19 protein-coding genes are annotated in these 20530 nt (G+C 59.2%); 6 read left to right on the forward strand and 13 right to left on the reverse strand.

Annotated elements, in window-relative coordinates; genetic code table 11:
• Positions 1 to 27 precede the first annotated feature (27 nt).
• The 7 genes from NH344_RS02980 to hemE all read right to left on the reverse strand — a co-directional run bounded on the left by NH344_RS02980 (position 28) and on the right by hemE (position 7581).
• A complete protein-coding gene (locus tag NH344_RS02980) occupies positions 28 to 756 on the reverse strand; it encodes an amino acid ABC transporter ATP-binding protein (protein ID WP_074211655.1) in 729 nt (242 codons plus the stop codon).
• An 85-nt stretch (positions 757 to 841) separates the two neighbouring features.
• Positions 842 to 1942, reverse strand: a complete 1101-nt coding sequence (locus NH344_RS02985; RefSeq protein WP_054640765.1) for an amino acid ABC transporter permease — start codon at positions 1940 to 1942, stop codon at positions 842 to 844.
• A gap of 21 nt (positions 1943 to 1963) precedes the next feature.
• A complete protein-coding gene (locus NH344_RS02990) occupies positions 1964 to 3154 on the reverse strand; it encodes an amino acid ABC transporter permease (protein WP_062359210.1) in 1191 nt (396 codons plus the stop codon).
• Between the two features lie 89 nt (positions 3155 to 3243).
• Positions 3244 to 4269 (reverse strand): amino acid ABC transporter substrate-binding protein, encoded by a 1026-nt coding sequence (locus NH344_RS02995; RefSeq protein WP_044629898.1) that lies wholly within the window; start codon positions 4267 to 4269, stop codon positions 3244 to 3246.
• A 225-nt stretch (positions 4270 to 4494) separates the two neighbouring features.
• Positions 4495 to 5520, reverse strand: coding sequence for an amino acid ABC transporter substrate-binding protein (locus tag NH344_RS03000; protein WP_253027517.1), 1026 nt, complete (start codon positions 5518 to 5520; stop codon positions 4495 to 4497).
• An 88-nt stretch (positions 5521 to 5608) separates the two neighbouring features.
• A complete protein-coding gene (speE, locus tag NH344_RS03005; RefSeq protein WP_062359208.1) occupies positions 5609 to 6469 on the reverse strand; it encodes a polyamine aminopropyltransferase in 861 nt (286 codons plus the stop codon).
• Positions 6466 to 7581: a uroporphyrinogen decarboxylase gene (gene hemE / locus NH344_RS03010; RefSeq protein ID WP_044629901.1), complete on the reverse strand. Its 1116-nt coding sequence runs from the start codon at positions 7579 to 7581 to the stop codon at positions 6466 to 6468. Before hemE ends, speE begins: the two co-directional genes overlap by 4 nt.
• 221 nt (positions 7582 to 7802) lie before the next feature.
• Here hemE and ribA point away from each other — a divergent pair, with 221 nt between their 5' ends.
• Complete coding sequence (gene ribA, locus NH344_RS03015; RefSeq protein ID WP_062359207.1) at positions 7803 to 8438, forward strand: GTP cyclohydrolase II; 636 nt, start codon at positions 7803 to 7805, stop codon at positions 8436 to 8438.
• Between the two features lie 3 nt (positions 8439 to 8441).
• Here ribA and NH344_RS03020 read toward each other — a convergent pair whose 3' ends face one another.
• Genes NH344_RS03020 through NH344_RS03040 form a run of 5 tightly spaced genes read right to left on the reverse strand, consistent with a single transcriptional unit; the run spans position 8442 to position 13025 of the window.
• The gene (locus NH344_RS03020; protein ID WP_044629903.1) at positions 8442 to 9065 is read right to left on the reverse strand and encodes a glutathione S-transferase family protein; all 624 of its coding nucleotides are present in this window, start codon (positions 9063 to 9065) and stop codon (positions 8442 to 8444) included.
• 57 nt (positions 9066 to 9122) lie between these two features.
• Entirely contained in the window at positions 9123 to 9890 is a 768-nt protein-coding gene (djlA, locus tag NH344_RS03025) for a co-chaperone DjlA (RefSeq protein ID WP_058579784.1), read from the reverse strand.
• 28 nt (positions 9891 to 9918) lie between these two features.
• Positions 9919 to 11859 carry a 1-deoxy-D-xylulose-5-phosphate synthase gene (gene dxs / locus NH344_RS03030; RefSeq protein WP_230834399.1) on the reverse strand — a complete coding sequence of 647 codons (1941 nt, stop codon included), beginning with the start codon at positions 11857 to 11859 and terminating at the stop codon, positions 9919 to 9921.
• A 3-nt stretch (positions 11860 to 11862) separates the two neighbouring features.
• The gene (ispA, locus tag NH344_RS03035) at positions 11863 to 12756 is read right to left on the reverse strand and encodes a (2E,6E)-farnesyl diphosphate synthase (RefSeq protein ID WP_253027518.1); all 894 of its coding nucleotides are present in this window, start codon (positions 12754 to 12756) and stop codon (positions 11863 to 11865) included.
• Positions 12750 to 13025: an exodeoxyribonuclease VII small subunit gene (locus NH344_RS03040; RefSeq protein WP_044629907.1), complete on the reverse strand. Its 276-nt coding sequence runs from the start codon at positions 13023 to 13025 to the stop codon at positions 12750 to 12752. The genes ispA and NH344_RS03040 overlap by 7 nt, the downstream gene beginning before the upstream one ends.
• A gap of 277 nt (positions 13026 to 13302) precedes the next feature.
• Here NH344_RS03040 and serA point away from each other — a divergent pair, with 277 nt between their 5' ends.
• A complete protein-coding gene (gene serA, locus NH344_RS03045) occupies positions 13303 to 14547 on the forward strand; it encodes a phosphoglycerate dehydrogenase (RefSeq protein WP_253027519.1) in 1245 nt (414 codons plus the stop codon).
• A gap of 53 nt (positions 14548 to 14600) precedes the next feature.
• Here the strand turns inward: serA and NH344_RS03050 are convergent, their stop codons facing one another.
• The gene (locus NH344_RS03050; protein WP_172416662.1) at positions 14601 to 15290 is read right to left on the reverse strand and encodes a pirin family protein; all 690 of its coding nucleotides are present in this window, start codon (positions 15288 to 15290) and stop codon (positions 14601 to 14603) included.
• Between the two features lie 225 nt (positions 15291 to 15515).
• On the opposite strand from NH344_RS03050, the gene NH344_RS03055 reads away from it, so the two are divergent.
• The 4 genes from NH344_RS03055 to ybiO all read left to right on the forward strand — a co-directional run bounded on the left by NH344_RS03055 (position 15516) and on the right by ybiO (position 20502).
• Positions 15516 to 16475: a rhodanese-related sulfurtransferase gene (locus NH344_RS03055; protein WP_058579787.1), complete on the forward strand. Its 960-nt coding sequence runs from the start codon at positions 15516 to 15518 to the stop codon at positions 16473 to 16475.
• A 177-nt stretch (positions 16476 to 16652) separates the two neighbouring features.
• Entirely contained in the window at positions 16653 to 17477 is an 825-nt protein-coding gene (locus tag NH344_RS03060) for an IclR family transcriptional regulator C-terminal domain-containing protein (protein ID WP_058579788.1), read from the forward strand.
• Positions 17478 to 17496: 19 nt separating this feature from the next.
• The gene (locus tag NH344_RS03065; RefSeq protein WP_058579789.1) at positions 17497 to 17928 is read left to right on the forward strand and encodes a YqaA family protein; all 432 of its coding nucleotides are present in this window, start codon (positions 17497 to 17499) and stop codon (positions 17926 to 17928) included.
• 210 nt (positions 17929 to 18138) lie between these two features.
• Positions 18139 to 20502, forward strand: coding sequence for a mechanosensitive channel protein (ybiO, locus tag NH344_RS03070; protein WP_058579826.1), 2364 nt, complete (start codon positions 18139 to 18141; stop codon positions 20500 to 20502).
• Positions 20503 to 20530: the final 28 nt, after the last annotated feature.

Consider the following 20530-nt stretch of genomic DNA (forward strand, 5'->3'; position numbering starts at 1 on the left):
CGCCGATGCAGGTGCGGGTGGGCAGCGTTAATGCCCCAGAATCTGGCTCAAGAAGAGCTGGGTGCGCTCAGACTGCGGGTTGTTGAAGAACGGCTCCGGCGCGTTCTCTTCGATGACCTGCCCCTGGTCCATGAAGATCACGCGGTCGGCCACGGTCTTGGCGAAGCCCATTTCATGGGTCACGCAGAGCATGGTCATGCCCTCTTCGGCCAGTTCGATCATCACGTCCAGTACTTCCTTGATCATCTCCGGGTCAAGGGCCGAGGTCGGCTCGTCGAACAGCATGACGTCCGGGTGCATGCACAGCGAGCGGGCAATGGCGACCCGCTGCTGCTGGCCGCCGGAGAGCTGGCCGGGATACTTCTTCGCTTGTTCGGCGATGCGTACCCGCTGCAGGTAGCGCATGGCCTGCTCTTCGGCTTCTTTGCGCGGCTTTTTCTGTACCCACATAGGGGCGATACAGCAGTTCTCCAGCACGGTGAGGTGAGGGAACAGGTTGAAGTGCTGGAACACCATGCCGACGCTGCGGCGAATCTGCTCAATGCGTTTGACGTCCTGAGTGAGCGGTACACCGCCTACCACGATCTCGCCTTTCTGATGCTCTTCAAGATGATTAATGCAGCGGATCATGGTGGATTTGCCGGAGCCTGAAGGCCCGCAAATAACAATCCGTTCGCCGCGTTTTACTTCCAGGTAGATATCGCGCAGCACGTGGAAATCGCCGTACCACTTGTTCACGCCGCGCATTTCAACCATCAGGTCAGAAGTACTGGTACCAGGGGTGTTGGTGGCTGCTTGAGTCATGTCACCATCCTGCTAAAAATCGTTAATGAAAGCGGCGTTAGCGCTTGTGGCCGGTATGCAGCTTGCGTTCTAGGTACTGACTGTAGCGCGACATGCTGAAACAGAAGATCCAGAACATGAAGGCGGCAAACACGTAACCTTCCAACGAGAAGCCTAACCAGCGTGAGTCGGCCAGTGCCGCTTGCACGATCCCCAAAAGGTCAAAGAGCCCGATAATCATGACCAGGGTGGTGTCTTTAAACAGCGAGATAAACGTATTCACGATGCCGGGAATCATCATCTTCAGCGCTTGGGGAAGAATGATCAGCCCCATGCGCTTCCAGTAAGTCATGCCGAGCGCTGCCGCGGCCTCTTCCTGGCCTTTTGGAATCGCCTGCAAGCCGCCACGAATGACCTCTGCCATATAGGCGCTCTGGAACAGCGTTAAGCCGATCAGGGCACGCACTAGGCGGTCAACGCTCATATCGGAGGGCAGGAACAGCGGCAGCATGACCGAGGCCATAAACAGCACGGTGATCAGCGGCACGCCACGCCAGAACTCGATAAAGATGACGCAGAAGCTCTTGACGATGGGCATGTTCGAACGCCGCCCCAGGGCCAGCACGATACCGATCGGCAGCGCGCCTACCATGCCCACCGTGGCCAGCAGCAGGGTCAGCATCAGGCCGCCCCAGCGATGGGTCGGCACACGCGGCAGGTCGAAATAGCCGCCGTGCAGCAGCACGTAGGCGATCACGGGGAAGCCGACCAGCGCAAACACGGCCACCCAGTGCTTGAAGGGCAGGCGTGGAATCGCCAGCCAGGCAATCAGGGTGAAGAACCCGGCAAAGACGATATTGGCACGCCAGATTTCCGAGCGCGGGTACAGGCCGTAGATGAACTGGGTGAAGCGTGCGTTGATGAACACCCAGCAGGCGCCTTCGCGAGAGCAGTCGTCGCGGGTAGTGCCTACCCAGTCGGCGTTGATAAACGCCCATTGCACCGTGGGAACCACGAGCAGGTAGAGAATATACAGGCCGATCAGAGTAAAGATCGTGTTGATCGGGCCGTTGAACAGGTTGCTGCGTAGCCATGCCACAGGGCCCACAGAACTGCTGGGCGCCGGCTTTGGCTCGATCATCGTTCGGTTGTGAATCATGGGAATGCCCTCGACAACGGCCTAGCGTTCAACCAGCGCCACACGGGCGTTGAACCAGTTCATGAACATGGAGACCAGCAGACTGATGGTCAGATAAACCGCCATGGTCATGGCAATGACCTCGATGGCTTGGCCTGTCTGGTTCAGCGTGGTGCCTGCAAAGACCGAAACGAGGTCCGGGTAGCCAATGGCCGTGGCCAGCGACGAGTTCTTGATCAGGTTGAGGTACTGGCTGGTGAGCGGGGGGATGATGACCCGCAGCGCCTGCGGAATGACCACCAGACGCAGCACCAGGTTACGCGGCAGGCTCAGCGCTTGTGCGGCCTCGGTTTGGCCATGGGAAATGGCCTGAATGCCGGAGCGCACGATCTCGGCAATGAACGACGCCGTGTAGATCGATAGCGCAAACCATAGCGCCAGGAACTCGGGAATCACCGTAATACCGCCGCGGAAGTTAAAGCCACGCAGTTCGGGCATTTCCCAAGTGATAGGCACGCCAGTCACCAACATAACCAACAGCGGCAAGCCAAAAATCAGCGCAAAGGAGATCCAGTAGGCAGGAATACGTTTCCCCGTGGCTTCCTGGCGGCGCTTCGCCCAAATCACCAGCGCAATGCTGGCCACAATGGCGATCACAAAGGTCACGGGAATTAGCCCAAAACCGGACTCAAACAGCGGTTCTGGTAGATACAGTCCGCGCACGTTGAGGAAAAACGCTTCCCCAAAGGCAAGGCTGTCCCTGGCGCTTGGCAGGGTGCGCAGCACGGCAAAGTACCAAAAGAAAATCTGCAGCAGCAGCGGAATGTTACGAAAGGTTTCGATATACGCGGCGGCTAGCTTGGCGATCAGCCAGTTGGGCGATAGACGAGCGATACCGACAATAAAACCAATGATGGTGGCGGCGATCACGCCTAACCCACCCACCAGCAGCGTATTCAGCAGGCCCACGAAGAAGGTGCGGCCATAGGTGCTTTGGGAGGAGTAGTCGATCAGACTCTGCACGATCCCAAAACCGGCGGTATTGTTTAGGAAACCAAAGCCGGTGGTGATACCCCGTGAGGATAAGTTGTCTTGAACATTGCCGACAATATAGAACAGAAACACAATGACAGCGGCAATCAATAGACACTGGAAAATGAGCGCACGCTTGGCGCGGTCTCGCCAAAACGGTGGCTTGTGGCCAGCCGGGCGAGCATTAGGTCTTACAGACATGGATGGCGTCTCCGCGATACGGCAGGTCAATCAGATGGCCCGCCATTCCCTGTTAAGAGGGAGCGGCGGGCCGGGGTCAAGCGAGACGCTTAGCGAATCGGCGGTGCGTACTGAATGCCGCCTTGGGTCCACAGAGCGTTAATACCACGCTCAATTTCCAGCGGTGAGCCCATGCCTACGTTGCGATCAAAGCTTTCGCCGTAGTTACCTACCTGGCTCAGAATGTTGTAAGCCCAGTCGGCTTCTAAGCCCATACCTTCACCGTAGTTGCCGTCCTGACCCAGCAGGCGAGCAATATCCGGGTTGTCTGAGTTGAGCATCTCGTCAACGTTTTCGCTGGTAATGCCATACTCTTCACCGTTGATCATGGCGAACAGCGACCATTTTACGATGTTGAACCACTCATCGTCGCCTTGACGTACCACTGGGCCCAGCGGCTCTTTGGAGATGATGTCAGGCAGAATCATTGCAGAAGCGGGGTCGTCCAGTTGGATGCGTAAGGCCGCTAGCTGAGAAGTGTCGGAGGTCAGCACGTCACAGCGGCCAGCTTGGAAGCCGCCCACGGTTTGCTCAGACGTGTCGAATACGATGGGGTCAAACTCCATGCCATTGGCACGGAAGTAGTCGGCGACGTTAAGCTCGGTGGTAGTACCAGACTGGATACAGATCGCGGCGCCATCGAGTTCGTCTGCGCTGCTAATACCCAAATCCTTGTTCACCATGAAGCCGATACCGTCGTAGAAGGTAACGCCGGTGAAGTTCAGGCCCAAGGTGGTGTCACGGGTAGTGGTCCAAGTGGTGTTACGGGACAGTACATCCACTTCGCCAGACTGCAGCGCGGTGAAACGCTCAACAGCATTCAGGGAGATGTAGTTGACGGCATCCGCGTCGCCCAGTACCGCTGCAGCAACGGCGCGACATACGTCAACGTCGAGGCCCTGCCAGTTACCGCTATCATCTGGGGCGGAAAAACCTGGTAGGCCGTCGCTAACGCCACACTGTACAGCACCGCGCGCGCGGGTATCTTCTAACGTATTGGCTTGTGCGGTGGCGATACCGGCGAGGGAGATGGCACCCGCTGAGGCGAGCAGTACCAGGTGTTTCTTATTAATCATGTTTGTTCCCCTTCCTCGATTTAATGTCATTATGCATGGTGATGCATCATTAAAAGCTAGCAAGGAAGGTGCCAAGAAAGATATGCCGTCAAATTCAGCGCTTTTCAACGTAAAATCAGCGGATTTGACGAAGGTAGTGGTGCAAAAAAGTAGGTCAGCAGCTACGCGTTGCGCTTTTTTGGTGCGCAGCCGCTGGCGGAGGTCGGTGGCTAGTCGCCTAGCGTGTCAGCGAATAGGTGGCGCGTACTGAATACCGCCATCATTCCATAGAGCGTTTAAGCCGCGGGCTATGTTGAAATCTGACTCGGTTCCTACGTTACGGTCATAAATATCGGCATAGTTGCCTACCTGTTTGACGATTTGGTAAGCCCAGTCCGGCTGTAGGCCCATGGCTTCGCCAAAATCACCATCTTGGCCGAGCAAACGCATCACATCTGGATTGTCTGAGCTTAGCTGCTCATCCACGTTGGCTTGACTGACGTCCAGCTCTTCGGCATTCAGCATGGCAAACAGCGACCACTTCACGATGTTGAACCACTGGTCATCCCCTTGGCGCACGGCGGGGCCCAGCGGCTCTTTGGAGATGATCTCCGGCAGCACCACGGCCATATTGGGGTCGGCCAGTTGAATGCGCTGGGCGTAGAGCTGCGAGGCATCCGAGCTCAATACATCGCAGCGGCCTGCTTCGAAGCCCGCAATCGACTGTTCAGGTGAATCAAACACCGCCGCATCATAGGTCATGTTGTTAATGCGGAAGTAGTCGGAAAGGTTCAGTTCGCTGGTGGTGCCTGACTGAGTGCAAACAGCCGCCCCATCCAGTTCTTTTGCGCTCTGTACGCCGAGGTCGCTGGCCACCATAAACGCCTGGCCGTCGTAGTAGCTGACGCCAGTGAAGTTCATCCCTAGCGTGGTGTCGCGGCTAGAGGTCCAGGTGGTGGTGCGGGAGAGCACGTCCACCTCGCCAGACTGCAGCGCGGCAAAACGCTCCACCGAGTCTAACGGTACGAAATTGACTTTGCTGGCATCACCTAGCGCGGCAGCGGCAATGGCGCGGCACACATCGGTGTCCAGGCCGCGGTATTGGTCGTTATCGTCCAGCGATGAGAAGCCGGGCTGGGCGGCGTTAACGCCGCAGCGCACGCTGTCGCGCTCTTGAACAGCCTCAAGGGTATCGGCCATGGCCGTGGCAGGTACCCAGAGGGTCGGGGCTAATAGAGTGATTCCCAATCCTAACCAACGCGTGGTGTTCATTTGTTATTCCTTAACGTTGAGCGCAGCAATACTTGCGCATAAAAAAGGCCGAGCAGAGCCCGGCCTGATACATAGCGGAACCGCGAGGTTATGCGAACGCTTTACGCATAAAGGGCGGCAGCGCCAGGGCACCACGGTGGGCATCTACTGTGTAGTACTGTAGCGGCATTTCGTGGCTGGCGGCAGCCTCTTCACGGAAGCTTTCAACGTTGGTGCTTTTGCCTGCCAGCGTCACGCTCCACCAGCCGGAAGGGTACACCGGCTGGGGGAAGGGCAGGGTGGCGACGCTATCAAAGCCTGCTTCGCGCATGTCGTTACGCAGCTCGCGGATAATCGAGCCGCTGTGATACAGCGGCGACTCGCTCTGCTGAACCATCACACCGCCGCTTTTCAGAATGCGGTGGCAGCGCTTCAAAAAGTCGGTTTTGAACAAGCCTTCTGCAGGGCCAACCGGGTCGGTGGAGTCGATGATCAGCACGTCGATGCTCTCGTCGGCGGCGTCGTCGACCCATTTCACGCCGTCGGCAAACAGCAGCTCGGCGCGGGGGTCGCCGTTGGCTTCTACTAATGACGGGAAAAAGCGCTCGGAGGCCTTGGTCACTTCTTCATCGATATCGATCTGAGTGACTTTTTCAACGCCCGGATGGCGCAGCACTTCTTTCAGCGTGCCGCAGTCGCCGCCGCCAATAATCACCACCCGCTTGGGGTCTTGATGGGTGAACAGCGCCGGGTGGGCAATCATCTCGTGGTAGAGGAAGTTGTCGCGATCGGTCAGCATCACGCAGCCATCCAGCACCATCAGGTTGCCGTAGGTCTCTGTGGCGTACACTTCCAGGTGCTGGTAAGGGCTCTGCACATCCAGCAGCTTTTCGGTCACTTTCAGCGAGAAAGCGCTGCCGTGGCTATCAAAAACTTCGGTAAACCACTGGTCGTCGCGTAAGTCGCTCATTGCTTGGCTCCTGGGCACTGGTCGTTCGTTTGAGTCGGAATGCCCTGATGGTACTGCGGGCTTAAGTCGTGCAGCGCCTCCATAAAGGCGGTGACGTGATCGGGATTGGTAAACTGGCTGATGCCGTGGCCCAAATTGAACACGTGGCCCGGGCCGTGGCCGTAGCTCTCCAACACGCGGGCCACTTCGGCGCGAATGGCCGAAGGGCGAGCAAACAGCACGTTGGGGTCTAAATTACCCTGCAGGGCGACTTTATGGCCTACGCGGGCGCGGGCGTCGGAAAGCTCGGTCGACCAGTCGATACCCAGCGCGTCGGCACCGGCGCAAGCAATGTGTTCAAGCCACTGGCCGCCGTTTTTGGTGAACAGGATCACCGGCACGCGGCGGCCATCGTGTTCACGGATCAGCCCGGAAACGATCTGCTCCATATAGCGCAGCGAGAACTCTAAATAAGCAGGCGTGGAGAGCGCGCCGCCCCAGGTATCAAAAATCTGTACCGCCTGGGCACCGGCGCGGATCTGCGCATTCAGGTAGTCGGTGACCGCTTGTGCCAGGGTGTCCAGCAGCTGGTGCATGGTGTCCGGCGTGTCATACAGCATGGTTTTTAAGTGACGGAAGTCTTTGCTGGAGCCGCCTTCCACCATATACGTCGCCAGCGTCCAGGGGCTGCCGGAGAAACCGATCAGCGGCATGCGGCCGTTCAGCTCGCGGCGAATCGTGGATACCGCCCGCATCACGTAGTCCAGGTCGCGCTCGGCGTTTGGCACCGTCAGCGCAGCGACTTCTTCCGGTGTGCGGACGGTTTTTCTGAATTTGGGGCCTTCACCGGTTTCGAAGTAGAGGCCCAGCCCCATGGCATCGGGGATGGTCAAAATATCCGAAAACAGAATTGCAGCGTCGAGCGGGTAGCGCTCTAGCGGCTGGAGGGTCACTTCACAAGCCAGGTCATGATTGCGGCACAGGTCCATAAAGCTGCCTGCGTCGGCGCGGCTGGCGCGGTACTCCGGCAGGTAGCGGCCGGCTTGGCGCATCATCCACACCGGAGTGCGGTCAACGGGCTGGCGAGCCAGCGCGCGAAGAAAACGGTCGTTTTGCAAAGGTGTGGTGGTCATAAACACTTGCTCTTGAGAAATTTGCCCGCATTGTAAGGGAGTCATCGTACCTGAAGATAGGAATTGTACGTGAAGATCGCCGGGGGTGGCGGCGTAAGCCGTGGCAAAAATCGTCGCACCCCGCTAAGACCGTGAGGCCAGCGTGGCTTCCTGGTAAACTGTTCGTCCACTTCGCCAACACTGGTGTGGTTAACTGGTTTGGTTAATCAGCGAGGAACCCTGTGACCATTCGCTTCATTGCTGCCTCTCGGCTGCCCACTCCCTGGGCCACATTCACCATGCATGGCTTCGAAGACGACGCCACGGGTAAAGACCATATCGCCCTAACGTTGGGCGATGTGAGCGGCGGCGAGCCGGTGTTAGGGCGCGTGCACTCTGAGTGCTTAACCGGCGATGCGCTATTCTCGATGCGCTGCGACTGCGGCTACCAGCTGCAAGAAGCGCTAAAGCGTATTGCCGAAGAGGGGTGCGGCGTGCTGCTCTATTTACGCCAGGAAGGGCGTGGCATTGGCCTGCTCAATAAAATTCGCGCCTATCATCTGCAGGACCAGGGCGCCGATACCGTAGAAGCCAACGAGCAGCTCGGCTTTGGCGCCGACATGCGCCGCTACGACCTCTGCGTGCCCATGCTCAACCACTTGGGCATTACCGCGCTCAAGCTGATGACCAACAACCCCCGCAAGGTGGATGCGCTAACCCGCGATGGGGTCAACGTGGTGGAGCGTCAGCCCATCACCACCGGTTTGAACCCGCATAACGAACAGTACCTCTCCACCAAAGCGGGCAAGCTTGGCCATATGATGGCGCTGGATGACTTTACCCAAGCCAGCGATGTGGATATCGAGCGTAAGGGGTAGCGTTCAATCTTGCGCTGCCGCCTGCTCTTTTTCGGCGGCGCGGGCAAGCGCTGGGCGATTGGCGTGGCGGGCGCGATAGGCCACCAGCGGCTCCGGCAAGCGATGTTTCATGCTTGTGGCCCAAGTGAGCGTGTGCGTTAAGAACAGATCCGCCAACGTGAAGGTATCACCCACTAGATTTTCCTGGCCACGATAGCGGCGCTCGAGCGCGAGCAGGGCTCGCTGGAATTCCCAAGCGGCGGTGGGTAGCACTGAGGGGACTCGCTTATCTTGAGGCAGGGCGAACTTGTGCTTGGCCTGTAACCACAGCGGCTGCTCGATCTCGGTAACGATAAAGCTGAGCCACTGGTCGACCTGGGCGCGCTCGGCAACGCTTTGAGGCAGCAGTTGCCCAGCGCCATACTGCTCGGCGAGATAACGGCAGATAGGCGCAGACTCAAACAGCATTAGCTCGCCATCTTCCAGCACCGGCACCTTGCCATCCGGGTGGCGAGCAAGATGCTCGGTACTTTGCCCCTCGCCTTTATCCAGCGCTACGTGGTGGCACTGGTACTCTAGGCCCAGCTCTTCAAGCGTCCAAGCAGCGCGTAGCGAGCGGGAATTGGGAAAGCTGTATAGCGTGATCATTTGGCGGCTCCAGGCAGTACCGTGAAGTTTTCACTGTAGCGACTCCCTGGAACCCTGTCACGAGCTACTGGCCCGCGCCGCGCGGATGCGCTCGTAGGCATTGCCAATCTCGCTGGTGCGGGCCTGCGCCACCTCGCGCATGCTCTCCGGAAGCCCCTTGCCCGCCAGCTTGTCCGGATGGTTTTGGCTCATCAGGCGACGATACGCTTTCTTGATCTCGGCGTCGCTGGCGTCTTCTGATACCCCAAGAACGCGGTAAGCATCTTTTAAGGCTTCTTCGCTGGCACCTTGGGAGTTGGCGGCGGCGCCGTGCAGCATCGCTTCGATTTGCTGAACTTCGGCGTCGTTACAGCCAACGCCGCGGGCAACGCGCAGAATCATCTCGTGCTCGGCGGGGTGCAGCACGCCATCGGCGGCAATCGCGCTCAACTGAACCTGTAAAAACACTTGGCGCAGTACCGGCTGGCGCTGGGTGAGGCGGTTGACCTTGGCCAGCTCGGCATCCAGGTTGAAGTCAGCCGCGCGGCCCCGGTCAAAGGCGGCGCGAGCTTTGGCGCGGTGCTCGCCCTGCAAACGCATCTGATCGAACAGCTTTTCGGCAACGTCTAGCTCGCCCTCGGTGACTTTGCCATCGGCCTGACAGAGACAGCCCATCACCGAAAAGATCGACTCCAGGAAACCTTCCTGCAAACGCGTGCGGGCGGCATTCAAGCGGCGCCCAAGCTGGCGTGCCAACCACCAGCCCAGACCCGCTCCCACCAGCAGGCCCACGGGGCCGCCACTGGCAAGGCCAATCAAACCAAACAGAATCATCAAAAAAAGCATAACGGTCTCAACAAGTTAGTCAGTAAGCTCAAGGCGACGGCAGGCGCGAACGAATGGCTGCTTCGATGCCGGCAGCATCCAGTCCGCAGTCGCGCAATAGCTCGGCGGGGGTGCCGTGTTCCACAAAGGCGTCCGGCAGGCCTAAGTTCAGCACTTCCACCTGAACGCCTTCCGCGTTGAGCAGCTCGTTCACTGCGCTACCCGCGCCGCCCGCAATGACGTTCTCTTCCAGGGTGACCAGCAGTTCATGCTCGTCCGCCACGTGGAGCACCGCATCGCGGTCCAGTGGTTTCACCGAGCGCATGTTGATATGGGTGGCGTTGAGCTTCTCCGCCACTTCGGCGGCGGCGCTATTGACGCTGCCAAACGCCAGCAGCGCGATGCGTACGCCGTCGCTGGTGCTCTCGCGACGCACTTGGGCCTCGCCAATCGCCAGCGGCTCTAGGTGCTCTGGAATGACGGCCCCAGGGCCGGTGCCACGGGGGTAGCGTACGGCAGCCGGGCCAGGATGGTAGTAGGCAGCGCTGAGCATGGCGCGGCATTCGGCTTCATCGGCAGGCGCCAGAATCACCATGCCCGGCACGCAGCGCAGAAATGAAAGATCCATGCTGCCGTGGTGCGTCGGGCCGTCTTCGCCCACTAGGCCTGCTCGGTCGATGGCGAAGGTGACATCCAGGTCCTGCACGGCCACGTCGTGGATCAACTGGTCATAGCCGCGCTGCAAGAAGGTGGAGTAGATCGCCACCACTGGCTTCATGCCTTCGCAGGCCATACCGGCGGCTAGCGTGACCGCGTGCTGCTCGGCGATGGCCACGTCGAAGTAACGCTCGGGATAGATTTGCGAGAAGCGAATCAGATCCGAGCCTTCGCCCATGGCGGGGGTAATGCCCATTAGGCGTGGATCGGCGGCGGCCATATCGCACAGCCAGTCCCCAAACACATTGCAATACTTTTTCTTGGGGGCGTTCTTCGGCGCGCTGGGGCTGTCCGGTTTGCTCACCAGCGAGGTGCTCACGGTCGTGGTGGTTTTTTCCAGCTTAGTAATCGCGTGATAGCCAATCTGGTCGGCTTCGGCGGGCAGGAAGCCTTTCCCTTTGACCGTTTTGATATGCAGGAACTGTGGGCCTTTCTGGTCGCGCAGGTTACGCAGCGTTTGAGTCAGCGCCTCTAAGTCGTGGCCGTCGATGGGGCCCACGTAGTGAAAACCCATCTCCTCAAACAGCGTGGCGGGGCTGACCATGCCCTTCATATGCTCTTCGGTACGCTTGGCTAGCTCCAGGGCGCCGGGCAGGTGGGATAGCACCTTTTTTCCCTCTTCGCGCATTTTGAGGTAGGGCTTGCTGGAGAGCACACGTGCTAAATACGTGGCAATTCCGCCGACGTTTTCGGAGATTGACATCTCGTTATCGTTCAGCACTACCAGCATATTGGCATTCACGTGGCCCGCGTGGGCCAGCGCTTCAAACGCCATCCCTGCGGTGAGCGCGCCGTCGCCAATAATGGCGCAGACCTTGCGTGGGTCGTTTTGTGCTTGCGCAGCCAGGGCCATGCCTAGCGCCGCAGAGATGGAAGTGCTGGAGTGGCCAACGCCAAAGGTGTCGTACTCGGACTCTGCCCGGCGGGGAAACGCCGCCAAGCCGCCGTGCTGGCGAATGCTGAGCATGGCATCGCGCCGCCCGGTGAGGATTTTATGCGGGTAGGCTTGATGACCCACGTCCCACACCAAGCGGTCTTTCGGCGTGTGAAAGGCGTGGTGCAGCGCGACACTGAGCTCAATAACGCCCAGGCCTGCGCCAAAGTGGCCGCCCGTCACGCCAACGCTGTAGAGCAAGTAGGCGCGTAGCTCATCCGCTAACTGGGCGAGCTGTTTAGCATTCATGGCCCGCAGCGCGGCGGGATGATCAAAAGAGTCGAGCAGTGGCGTCGCCGGGCGCTCGCGGGGTATCTCGTCGAACAGCTTCATAGGCATGTGTTAGTGGTCGCGCTCGATCATATAGTGGGCAAGATCGGCCAGGGGTGCGGCCTGCTCGCCTAACGGGGCGAGGGCGGCAATGGCCTCGTCAATAAGCGTGTTCGCTTTGCGCTGCGCCCCCTCCAGCCCCAGTAAGCTTGGGTAGGTAGGCTTGGCACGGGCGGCGTCAGCGCCGGAAATTTTGCCCAGCGTGGCGGTGTCACCCGTCACATCCAGGATGTCGTCATGAATCTGGAAGGCTAGGCCAATGGCGCGGGCGTAGCGAATTAGCGCTGCTAGGCGCGGGTCGTCCTCTTCCACCGCGACCAGGCCGCCCAAACGTACGGCCGCCACGATCAGCGCGCCGGTTTTATGGGCGTGCATATGTGCCATTGCTTCGGCGTCTGGGTGGCCTCCCACGGCGGCTAAATCCAGCGCTTGGCCAGCCACCATGCCATCGCGGCCAGAGGCGACCGCCAGCGTGGTGACTAGCTGGCCCAGGCGCGGGTGCGGGCGGCTGGCCAGCACTTCAAACGCCAGGGCTTGCAAGGCATCGCCCGCTAAAATAGCCGTCGCCTCATCAAAGGCTTTATGCACCGTGGGCTGGCCGCGGCGCAGGTCGTCATCATCCATGGCGGGCAGGTCGTCGTGAATCAGCGAGTAGGCGTGAATCAGCTCGATGGCCGCCGCGGGAGCATCCAGGGCGTCGTCACTTGCCCCAAGGGCTTGACCTGCTAAATAGACCAGCAGTGGGCGCAAACGTTTGCCGCCGACCAAAAGCCCGTGGCGCATGGCCGCCTCTAAACGCTCATCTACCGCTGGGCGTGCATCGAATAGCGCGGCCAGCGTGGCATCCACTCGGGTGCTGCTGGCATGGCGCAGCGTGGCTAGTCGGGAGGCGTGGGCGGTCACCATGGCGGCGTCTCCTCGCTGTCGTTGCCAGCATCCTGGGCTCCTGCGAACGGGGCAACTGCCAGTTTGCCGTCGGTATCTTCGCTCAGGGCCCGTACTTTTAGCTCAGCGCTATCGAGGCGCTGCTGGGCATCACGGGTCAGGCGAACGCCCTGCTCAAAAGCGGTCAGCGCATCTTCCAATGAGAGTTCGCCGGACTCCAGGCGTTCCACAATGGTCTCTAGCTGGGCAACCGTTGCGGCAAAATCTTGTGGGGGTGTGGTGTCGCTCATTGGGCAATGCCTACCGTTTTCCGGGCGCCCTGGTATCAGCAAGGGCGACGAGTGTGGCTGCGGATGCTGTTAAATAAACGCACAGTATACACCGAGGCGAGGGGGTGGCGTCTGCCCTCCCTATGGGTTGATTGTTCGACTTGTACTCTGTTCATCTTGAAAGCGCACACTTTTCATCACGCCAAGACACCGGGAGCGCAAGCGGCTGTGCTACTATACGGGCCTCCCGTGAACCGATACACGGCGCATGCCGCCGACCATAGAGGTTGATTCAGCCATGGCCAAAACGTCCCTGGAAAAGAGCAAGATCAAGATCCTGCTACTCGAGGGCGTCCACCAAAGCGCGGTGGACAATTTTCACAACGCAGGTTACGAGAACATCGAGCATCTGCCGACTTCGCTGGATGAAGAGTCGCTGATCGAGAAGATTCGTGATGTTCACTTTATCGGCATCCGTTCCCGCACTCAGCTAACCGAGCGCGTGTTTGAGGCGGCCGAGAAGTTAGTAAGCGTTGGCTGTTTCTGTATCGGTACCAACCAAGTTGACCTGGATGCGGCGCTCAAGCGCGGTATCGCGGTATTTAATGCGCCTTACTCCAACACCCGCTCAGTGGCGGAGCTGGTACTGGCAGAAGCCATTATGCTGCTGCGCGGTATTCCCGAGAAGAATGCTCGCGCGCACCAGGGCGGCTGGCTGAAGTCGGCGAAAAACTCCCACGAAGCGCGCGGTAAAACCCTCGGTATCGTGGGTTACGGCAGTATCGGCGCACAGCTCTCTGTATTGGCAGAGTCGCTCGGCTTCAACGTGATTTACTACGATGTGATCACTAAGCTGGGTATGGGTAATGCCAGCCAGGTCGCCAGCCTGGAGGAGTTGCTGGATCGTTCGGACGTGGTCAGCCTGCACGTGCCGGACCTTGCCTCTACCCGCTGGATGATTGGCGCGAAAGAGATCGCCGCCATGAAGGATGGCGCGATTCTGATCAACGCCGCCCGTGGCAGCGTGGTGGAAATCGAGCCGCTAGCGGATGCCATTAAAGCGGGCAAGCTGAACGGCGCTGCTATTGATGTCTTCCCGGTCGAGCCGAAAGGCAACGATGAAGAGTTCCAAAGCCCGCTGCGCGGCCTGGATAACGTGATTCTGACGCCGCATATCGGTGGTTCTACCCTGGAAGCCCAGGAGAACATTGGTATCGAGGTCTCCGAAAAACTGATCACCTACTCGGACAACGGCACCACGGTCACCTCGGTCAACTTCCCTGAAGTGGCACTGCCCGCGCACCCGGACAAGCACCGTTTGCTGCACATTCACGACAACGTGCCCGGCGTGCTGTCGCAGATCAACCGCGTGCTGTCAGAAAACGGCATCAACATTTCTGGCCAGTATCTGCAGACCAACGATAAGGTCGGTTACGTGGTGATTGATGTCGATAAAGCCTACGGCCCGCAGGCGCTGGAAGCGCTGAAGCAAGTAGAGCACACGCTGAAGATTCGCGTGCTCTATTCGGCGCAGAATAGCTGATATTACCGACCCGCGCAGCGTCACAAAACGGCCCGAAAGGGCCGTTTTGCCTATCAGGCCAGGTCGAACAGCAGTACTTCGCTGGCCTCGGTGCACGCCAGCGCAACGTCCTCGCTGGGGGTGAAGGCCGCCGCGTCACCGGTGCGCAGAGTTTCTCCGTTCACTTCAACGGCCCCCTTCACCACATGCAGCCATGCGTAGCGTGAGGGCGGTGTCGTGAGGTGGTCCCCGGCGCTTAGCAGGCTGGCGTACAGGTTGACATCCTGATTCACGCTCACTGAGCCATCGCGACCATCTGAGGAGAGCACCAAGCGCCACTGGCCCTGCCGCTCGGCAGTGGGGAAGTGCTTCTGCTCGTAGCTGGGCTGGATGCCACGCTGGGCGGTTTCGATCCAGATCTGCAGAAAGTGCAGCCCGTTTTCTTGAGAGTGGTTGAACTCGCTGTGCAGTACGCCCGTGCCTGCGGACATGCGCTGTACGTCGCCAGGGCGCATCACTTCGCCATTGCCCATGTTGTCCTTGTGCTCCATCTCGCCATCAAGCACGTAGGAGATAATTTCCATATCCCGGTGGGGGTGGGCGCCAAAGCCGTGGCCGGGGGCCACACGGTCTTCGTTGATCACCCGCAGCGCGCGGAAGCCCATGTGGTTGGGGTCCATGTAATTGGCGAACGAAAAGGTGTGGTAAGAGCGCAGCCAGCCGTGGTCTGCGTAGCCCCGCTCGTTGGAACGACGAATCTGCATGAAAAGCACCCCATCACTGAGTTATGTTGGCGCCTACTATACGACCGAGTGCGTGTGACGTGGGGTGAAGCTTTCTCAATGATGTTGTCGAAATAATCGACGATTGGCGGTGTCGTTGATCTGAGTCAAACACGCCGAGATGCACCCACGGCGGGCTTTTTGTTATCATGCGCGCCTTTATTGACCCGGTCCGCCCTTTGCGAGGGCGACTACCAGGAGCACTCCATGACGACCCCGACCCCAACACCGCCCGTTGTGGTGGCAGCGCTGTATAAATTTGTCACCCTGAACGACTTTGAAGCACTGCGCGAGCCGCTGCGCCAAACCATGGTCGATAACGGCGTGAAAGGCACGCTGTTGCTCGCCAAAGAGGGCATCAACGGCACCGTGGCCGGTAGCCGCGAAGGCATCGATGCGTTGCTAGCATGGCTCACCGCCGACCCACGTTTAAGTGATATCGACCATAAAGAGTCGTTCTGCGACGAGCCGCCGTTCTACCGCACCAAGGTCAAACTGAAAAAGGAGATCGTCACGCTGGGCGTGCCGGGCATCGACCCCAACGACACCGTGGGCACTTACGTTGAGCCGGAAAACTGGAACGACGTGATCTCCGACCCGGAAGTGCTGGTGATCGATACCCGTAACGACTACGAAGTCGCGATTGGCAGCTTCGAAGGCGCGGTCGACCCCAAGACCACCACGTTTCGCGAGTTTCCCGAGTACGTGCGCCAGCACTACAACCCGGAGCAGCATAAAAAGGTCGCCATGTTCTGCACAGGCGGTATCCGCTGCGAGAAAGCCTCCAGCTTTATGCTGAAAGAGGGCTTCGAAGAGGTCTACCACCTGAAAGGCGGCGTGCTCAATTACCTGGAAAAGGTGCCGGAAGAGCAGTCGCTGTGGCGCGGCGAGTGCTTCGTGTTCGATAACCGGGTCACTGTGCGCCATGATCTCACCGAGGGCGAGTACGAGCAGTGCCACGCCTGCCGCATGCCGATCTCTCAGGAAGACATGCAGTCGTCGGCCTACGAGCCCGGCATCAGCTGCCCGCACTGTATCGACTCACTGCCTGAGAAAACCCGCGCCGCCGCCCGCGAGCGTCAGCGCCAGATTGAGCTGGCCAAAGCCCGTGGTGAGCCTCATCCGCTGGGCTATAACCATCGCCAAGGCACTCGCGAGAAAGCGTAATCATCAGTGGCCGACGATGTGGCAGAAGGCATCGATGCGTTTATCGAAAAGCGCGCGCATCGCTAGTACACGCTGCTAGCCAATGGTGGAATTTGTTTCCGTAAACGCGACAGCGCCCCCTGCGGCGCGTTATCCTGCTGGCTTTTTACGTATTGAGTGCCGTCAGGAGAGTAGTAGGTGAGTGAAGCCAAGCGCAGATCAGTCGGACGTCCGGCGGGAGCCACGAAAGCGAGCGGAGGGCATAGCCAATCGTTGGTGCGTGGCCTCACGCTGCTCGAATACCTATCCGCTAGCCCGCTGGGCCTTGCGCTTTCAGAGCTGGCGGAAATGGCTGACCTTGCCCCTTCCACCACTCATCGCCTGCTTCAGGCGCTGCAAAGCCAGGGCTTTGTCACCCAAGAGAGCGAGCAGGGCCTGTGGCGCATCGACGTCAAAACCTTCCGAATTGGTAACAGCTTTTTAGAAGCACGCGACGTGGTGGCCAAAAGCCGCCCGTTTTTGCGCCGCTTAACCGCAGAAACCGGCGAAACGGCGAATCTGGGTATCCGTGATGGCGCCACGGCGGTCTTCTTGGCTCAAAACGAATCCCCGCAGATGATGCGCATGATCACGCGGCTGGGGTCCCGTGCGCCGCTGCACGCCTCCGGCGTGGGCAAGGCGCTGCTGGCGTGGATGAGCGAGGAGGAGCGCAGCGCGCTGTTAGAAGGCGGCTACGAGCTGGCCCGTGTGACTGAAAATACCCTGTATCAAACGGATTCACTGCAGGCGGAAATGGCCGCCATTCGCGCCCAAGGCTTTGCCTGCGACCGGGAAGAGCATGCGATTGGCCTGCACTGCGTGGCGGCCTGCATTTTCGATGAGCACGCCACGCCGTTGGCGGCTATTTCCGTCTCGGGCCCCATGGCGCGTATTCCCGAAGAGCGCCTGCTGGTACTGGGGGCGCTGGTGCGTCAAATAGCCGACGAAATTACCCAGCAGCTCGGTGGCCAGTTGCCCCGTTAAACGTTAGAGGGCGCGTATCGTGTTCAGCCTGTTTTGGGTGGCGCTAGCCAGCGCCACCCTGCTGCCTGGTGGCTCGGAAGTGTGGCTGGCGCGGCTATGGTGTGTTGGTGAGCCAGCGCTGGTGCTGTGGGTTGTGGCGACGGCTGGCAACACGCTGGGCAGTTTGATCAACGTGGCTCTTGGTCGCTACGCTCGCCAATTTCAACATCGCCGCTGGTTTCCTGCATCTCCCCAAGGACTTGCCCGTGCCGAGCGCTGGTATCACCGCTTTGGCGAGGCGAGCCTATTACTCTCCTGGTTACCTGTGATTGGCGACCCGCTCACCGTGCTGGCTGGGGTGATGCGCCTTGCCTGGTGGCGGGCGCTGCTCTGGATTGTGCTAGCAAAAGGTGCCCGCTATGGGCTGCTGATTGCGCTGGCCCATCAATGGTTGGCGCCTTACTGCCAATAAACGGCAATTACCTTCACTCGGTTTCATTGGTGCTCCAAAAGCAGGCGCGTTAACGTCTCTTACATTGAGTCATGTTACGCTAGTTACTTTGGATCGAGCGTTATACAAAGCTTGCATTTCCATTGGATGCACTATCCTGTGTTTAACATTCTTAGGTTGAATTTTAACGAGGGCAGGATGGCAAATACTCACCCAAAAGGAGGTTATGGTGTGACGTCACTACGTTTACTCCCCTGGCTCAGCGTCTGGATGCTGGCGCTGTTCGCCATGCTGGCCGGGCCAGCCATGGCGCAAACCACGTTAAGCGCCGAGAGCGATGCGTCCGTCGCTGAAGAGCAGCCCTCTTATGCGGCGCTGGCGGATCTGCTGGAAGACGAGCAGGCCCGCCAGGAGCTCATTGAACTGCTGCGTAATCAAGCGTCTGAGTTGCCTGCTGGCGTTGCGGCCGAGCTGTCGCCGGAAGCCGCTGCCGCGGGGGGCAACGTAGCGCCCGAGGACGTCTCACTACCCCGCCAGTTGGCAGAGTTAACCAGCCGTGTAGTAGGTGATGTGGGCGGTCAGATCGAGCAGGCTGTGGCGATCGTCGGCAATATATTCACCGGCCAAGGCGCGGGCAGCAGCTTCGATATGGCGGCCTTCATGAACGCAGCCATCAATCTGGGCATCGTGATCGTGGCGACCTTCGCCATTTTTATGGTGTTCCGCCGGTTGGCAAAATCATTGTTCACCAAAATCAGCGGCTGGTCACAGCAGGGCACGGGACTGACGCCGGTGCTACGTTTAGTGCTGTGTGTCGCGATCGCCGCGGTCGTCGATATTCTTTTGATCGCCCTGGCGTACGTTGGCGGTAACTTGGTGGCCACCTTTGCCGTGGGGGAGACCGGTGAACTCTCTACCCGCGCGTCGCTGTTTTTAAATGCCTTCTTGATCATCGAGCTGCTCAAAGCCGGTGTGCGAATGCTGTTCTCCTCGCGTTACGAGGGTCTTCGCTTATTACCGATTTCAGCTCAAGAAGCCTCGTATTGGAACCGCTGGCTGGCGCGCCTGATTGGCATGGTGGGATACGGCCTGATGGTCGTCGTACCGCTGGTCAACTTCTATGTGGCCGCCACCCTGGGACAAGCGGTCGGCACGCTGATTATGCTGCTGGCGTTTATTTATGCGGTGGGCGTGGTGCTCAAAAACCGCGTGCGGCTGCGCGATAATCTAAATCAAATGAGCGCGCGCTCGACGCTGACGGCGAGCCGTGTATCGCTGCAGCTGTTTGCCCGCACGTGGCACCTGTTCGCGCTGATCTATTTCTTAATGGTGTTTGTACTGACGCTTACCCGTCCGGGTGATGCGCTGCCCTTTGTCCTCTTTGCGACGTTGAAGACGCTCGGCGCCGTGGTCGTGGGCCTGCTGCTGTCTGCGTTCCTGACACAGACCATTGGTCGTCGTATTCAACTCTCCGATGACCTGCGCCGTAAGCTGCCGCTGCTGGAAGTCCGGTTGAACAGCTACGTACCCAACGCGCTGCGCGTGCTGCGCACGGTGATCGTCGTTGCGGTGATCATGGTGGTGCTGGATGCTTGGGGCGCCTTTGACCTGGCCGGCTGGTACGCCTCCGAGCGCGGTGCCAATCTGGTGGGTAACCTGATCAGCGTAGCAGTGATCCTGATTGTGTCGCTGGGCATATGGCTGGGCTTGGCAAGCCTGATCGAGCACAAGCTCAATCCGGAAACCGGTCACGGCGAACCCTCTGCCCGTGCCAAAACGCTGCTGAGTCTGTTCCGTAATGCGCTGGCCATTGCCATGGTGACCATCACCGGCATGATCGTGCTCTCGGAAATCGGCATCAATATTGGGCCGCTAATTGCTGGTGCCGGTGTGCTGGGTCTGGCGATTGGTTTTGGTGCCCAGAAGCTGGTGCAGGATGTGATCACCGGGGTGTTCATTCAGGTAGAGAACGCCATGAACACCGGCGACGTGGTGACCGTGGGCGGCGTGACCGGCACGGCCGAGCGTTTGAGTATCCGCTCGGTGGGCATTCGTGACCTGTCCGGTACCTACCATATCGTGCCGTTCTCCAGTGTGGATACCGTCTCCAACTACATGCGTGAGTACGGCAACCATGTGGGCGAGTACGGTATTGGTTACAACGAAAGTATCGACGAGGCGATCGAGCAGCTACAGCTGGCCTTCGAAGATCTTAAAGCCAGCGAAGAGCATGGTCATAAACTATTGGCAGATATGACCGTGGCGGGTGTCACCGCGCTGGCCGACAGCTCGGTTAATATCCGTGTCGTGATCAAGACCACGCCAGGCGATCAGTGGGCTGTAGGCCGTGCCTACAACCGCCTAGTGAAACTGCGCTTTGATGCGGCGGGTATCGAGATTCCGTTCCCGCATACCACGCTCTACTTTGGCGAAACCAAAGGCGGCAAGACTCCGCCCGCCAACGTGCGCATTCTGGATGCGAAAGCGGAAAGAAAGCGCACCGAGACGGCACCGCTTGCAGAGCGTAGCGAAGCCTCGCTTGAGCATGAACCGGATCACCATAAGCCGGACCATGATGATGTGGATGAAACCTAAGCGTACGCTTAGGTAAGCCAATGAGGCC

The sequence above is a fragment of the Halomonas sp. Ps84H-12 genome, from assembly GCF_024124725.1.
Classification (GTDB): domain Bacteria; phylum Pseudomonadota; class Gammaproteobacteria; order Pseudomonadales; family Halomonadaceae; genus Vreelandella; species Vreelandella aquamarina.

Excerpts from the sequence above, each read along its gene's own strand:
- NH344_RS02980 (WP_074211655.1), bottom strand. The coding sequence starts at position 756 with ATGGTTGAAATGCGCGGCGTGAACAAGTGGTACGGCGATTTCCACGTG.
- NH344_RS02985 (WP_054640765.1), bottom strand. The coding sequence starts at position 1,942 with ATGATTCACAACCGAACGATGATCGAGCCAAAGCCGGCGCCCAGCAGT.
- NH344_RS02990 (WP_062359210.1), bottom strand. The coding sequence starts at position 3,154 with ATGTCTGTAAGACCTAATGCTCGCCCGGCTGGCCACAAGCCACCGTTT.
- NH344_RS02995 (WP_044629898.1), bottom strand. The coding sequence starts at position 4,269 with ATGATTAATAAGAAACACCTGGTACTGCTCGCCTCAGCGGGTGCCATC.
- NH344_RS03000 (WP_253027517.1), bottom strand. The coding sequence starts at position 5,520 with ATGAACACCACGCGTTGGTTAGGATTGGGAATCACTCTATTAGCCCCG.
- speE (WP_062359208.1), bottom strand. The coding sequence starts at position 6,469 with ATGAGCGACTTACGCGACGACCAGTGGTTTACCGAAGTTTTTGATAGC.
- hemE (WP_044629901.1), bottom strand. The coding sequence starts at position 7,581 with ATGACCACCACACCTTTGCAAAACGACCGTTTTCTTCGCGCGCTGGCT.
- NH344_RS03020 (WP_044629903.1), bottom strand. The coding sequence starts at position 9,065 with ATGATCACGCTATACAGCTTTCCCAATTCCCGCTCGCTACGCGCTGCT.
- djlA (WP_058579784.1), bottom strand. The coding sequence starts at position 9,890 with ATGCTTTTTTTGATGATTCTGTTTGGTTTGATTGGCCTTGCCAGTGGC.
- dxs (WP_230834399.1), bottom strand. The coding sequence starts at position 11,859 with ATGCCTATGAAGCTGTTCGACGAGATACCCCGCGAGCGCCCGGCGACG.
- ispA (WP_253027518.1), bottom strand. The coding sequence starts at position 12,756 with ATGGTGACCGCCCACGCCTCCCGACTAGCCACGCTGCGCCATGCCAGC.
- NH344_RS03040 (WP_044629907.1), bottom strand. The coding sequence starts at position 13,025 with ATGAGCGACACCACACCCCCACAAGATTTTGCCGCAACGGTTGCCCAG.
- serA (WP_253027519.1), top strand. The coding sequence starts at position 13,303 with ATGGCCAAAACGTCCCTGGAAAAGAGCAAGATCAAGATCCTGCTACTC.
- NH344_RS03050 (WP_172416662.1), bottom strand. The coding sequence starts at position 15,290 with ATGCAGATTCGTCGTTCCAACGAGCGGGGCTACGCAGACCACGGCTGG.
- NH344_RS03055 (WP_058579787.1), top strand. The coding sequence starts at position 15,516 with ATGACGACCCCGACCCCAACACCGCCCGTTGTGGTGGCAGCGCTGTAT.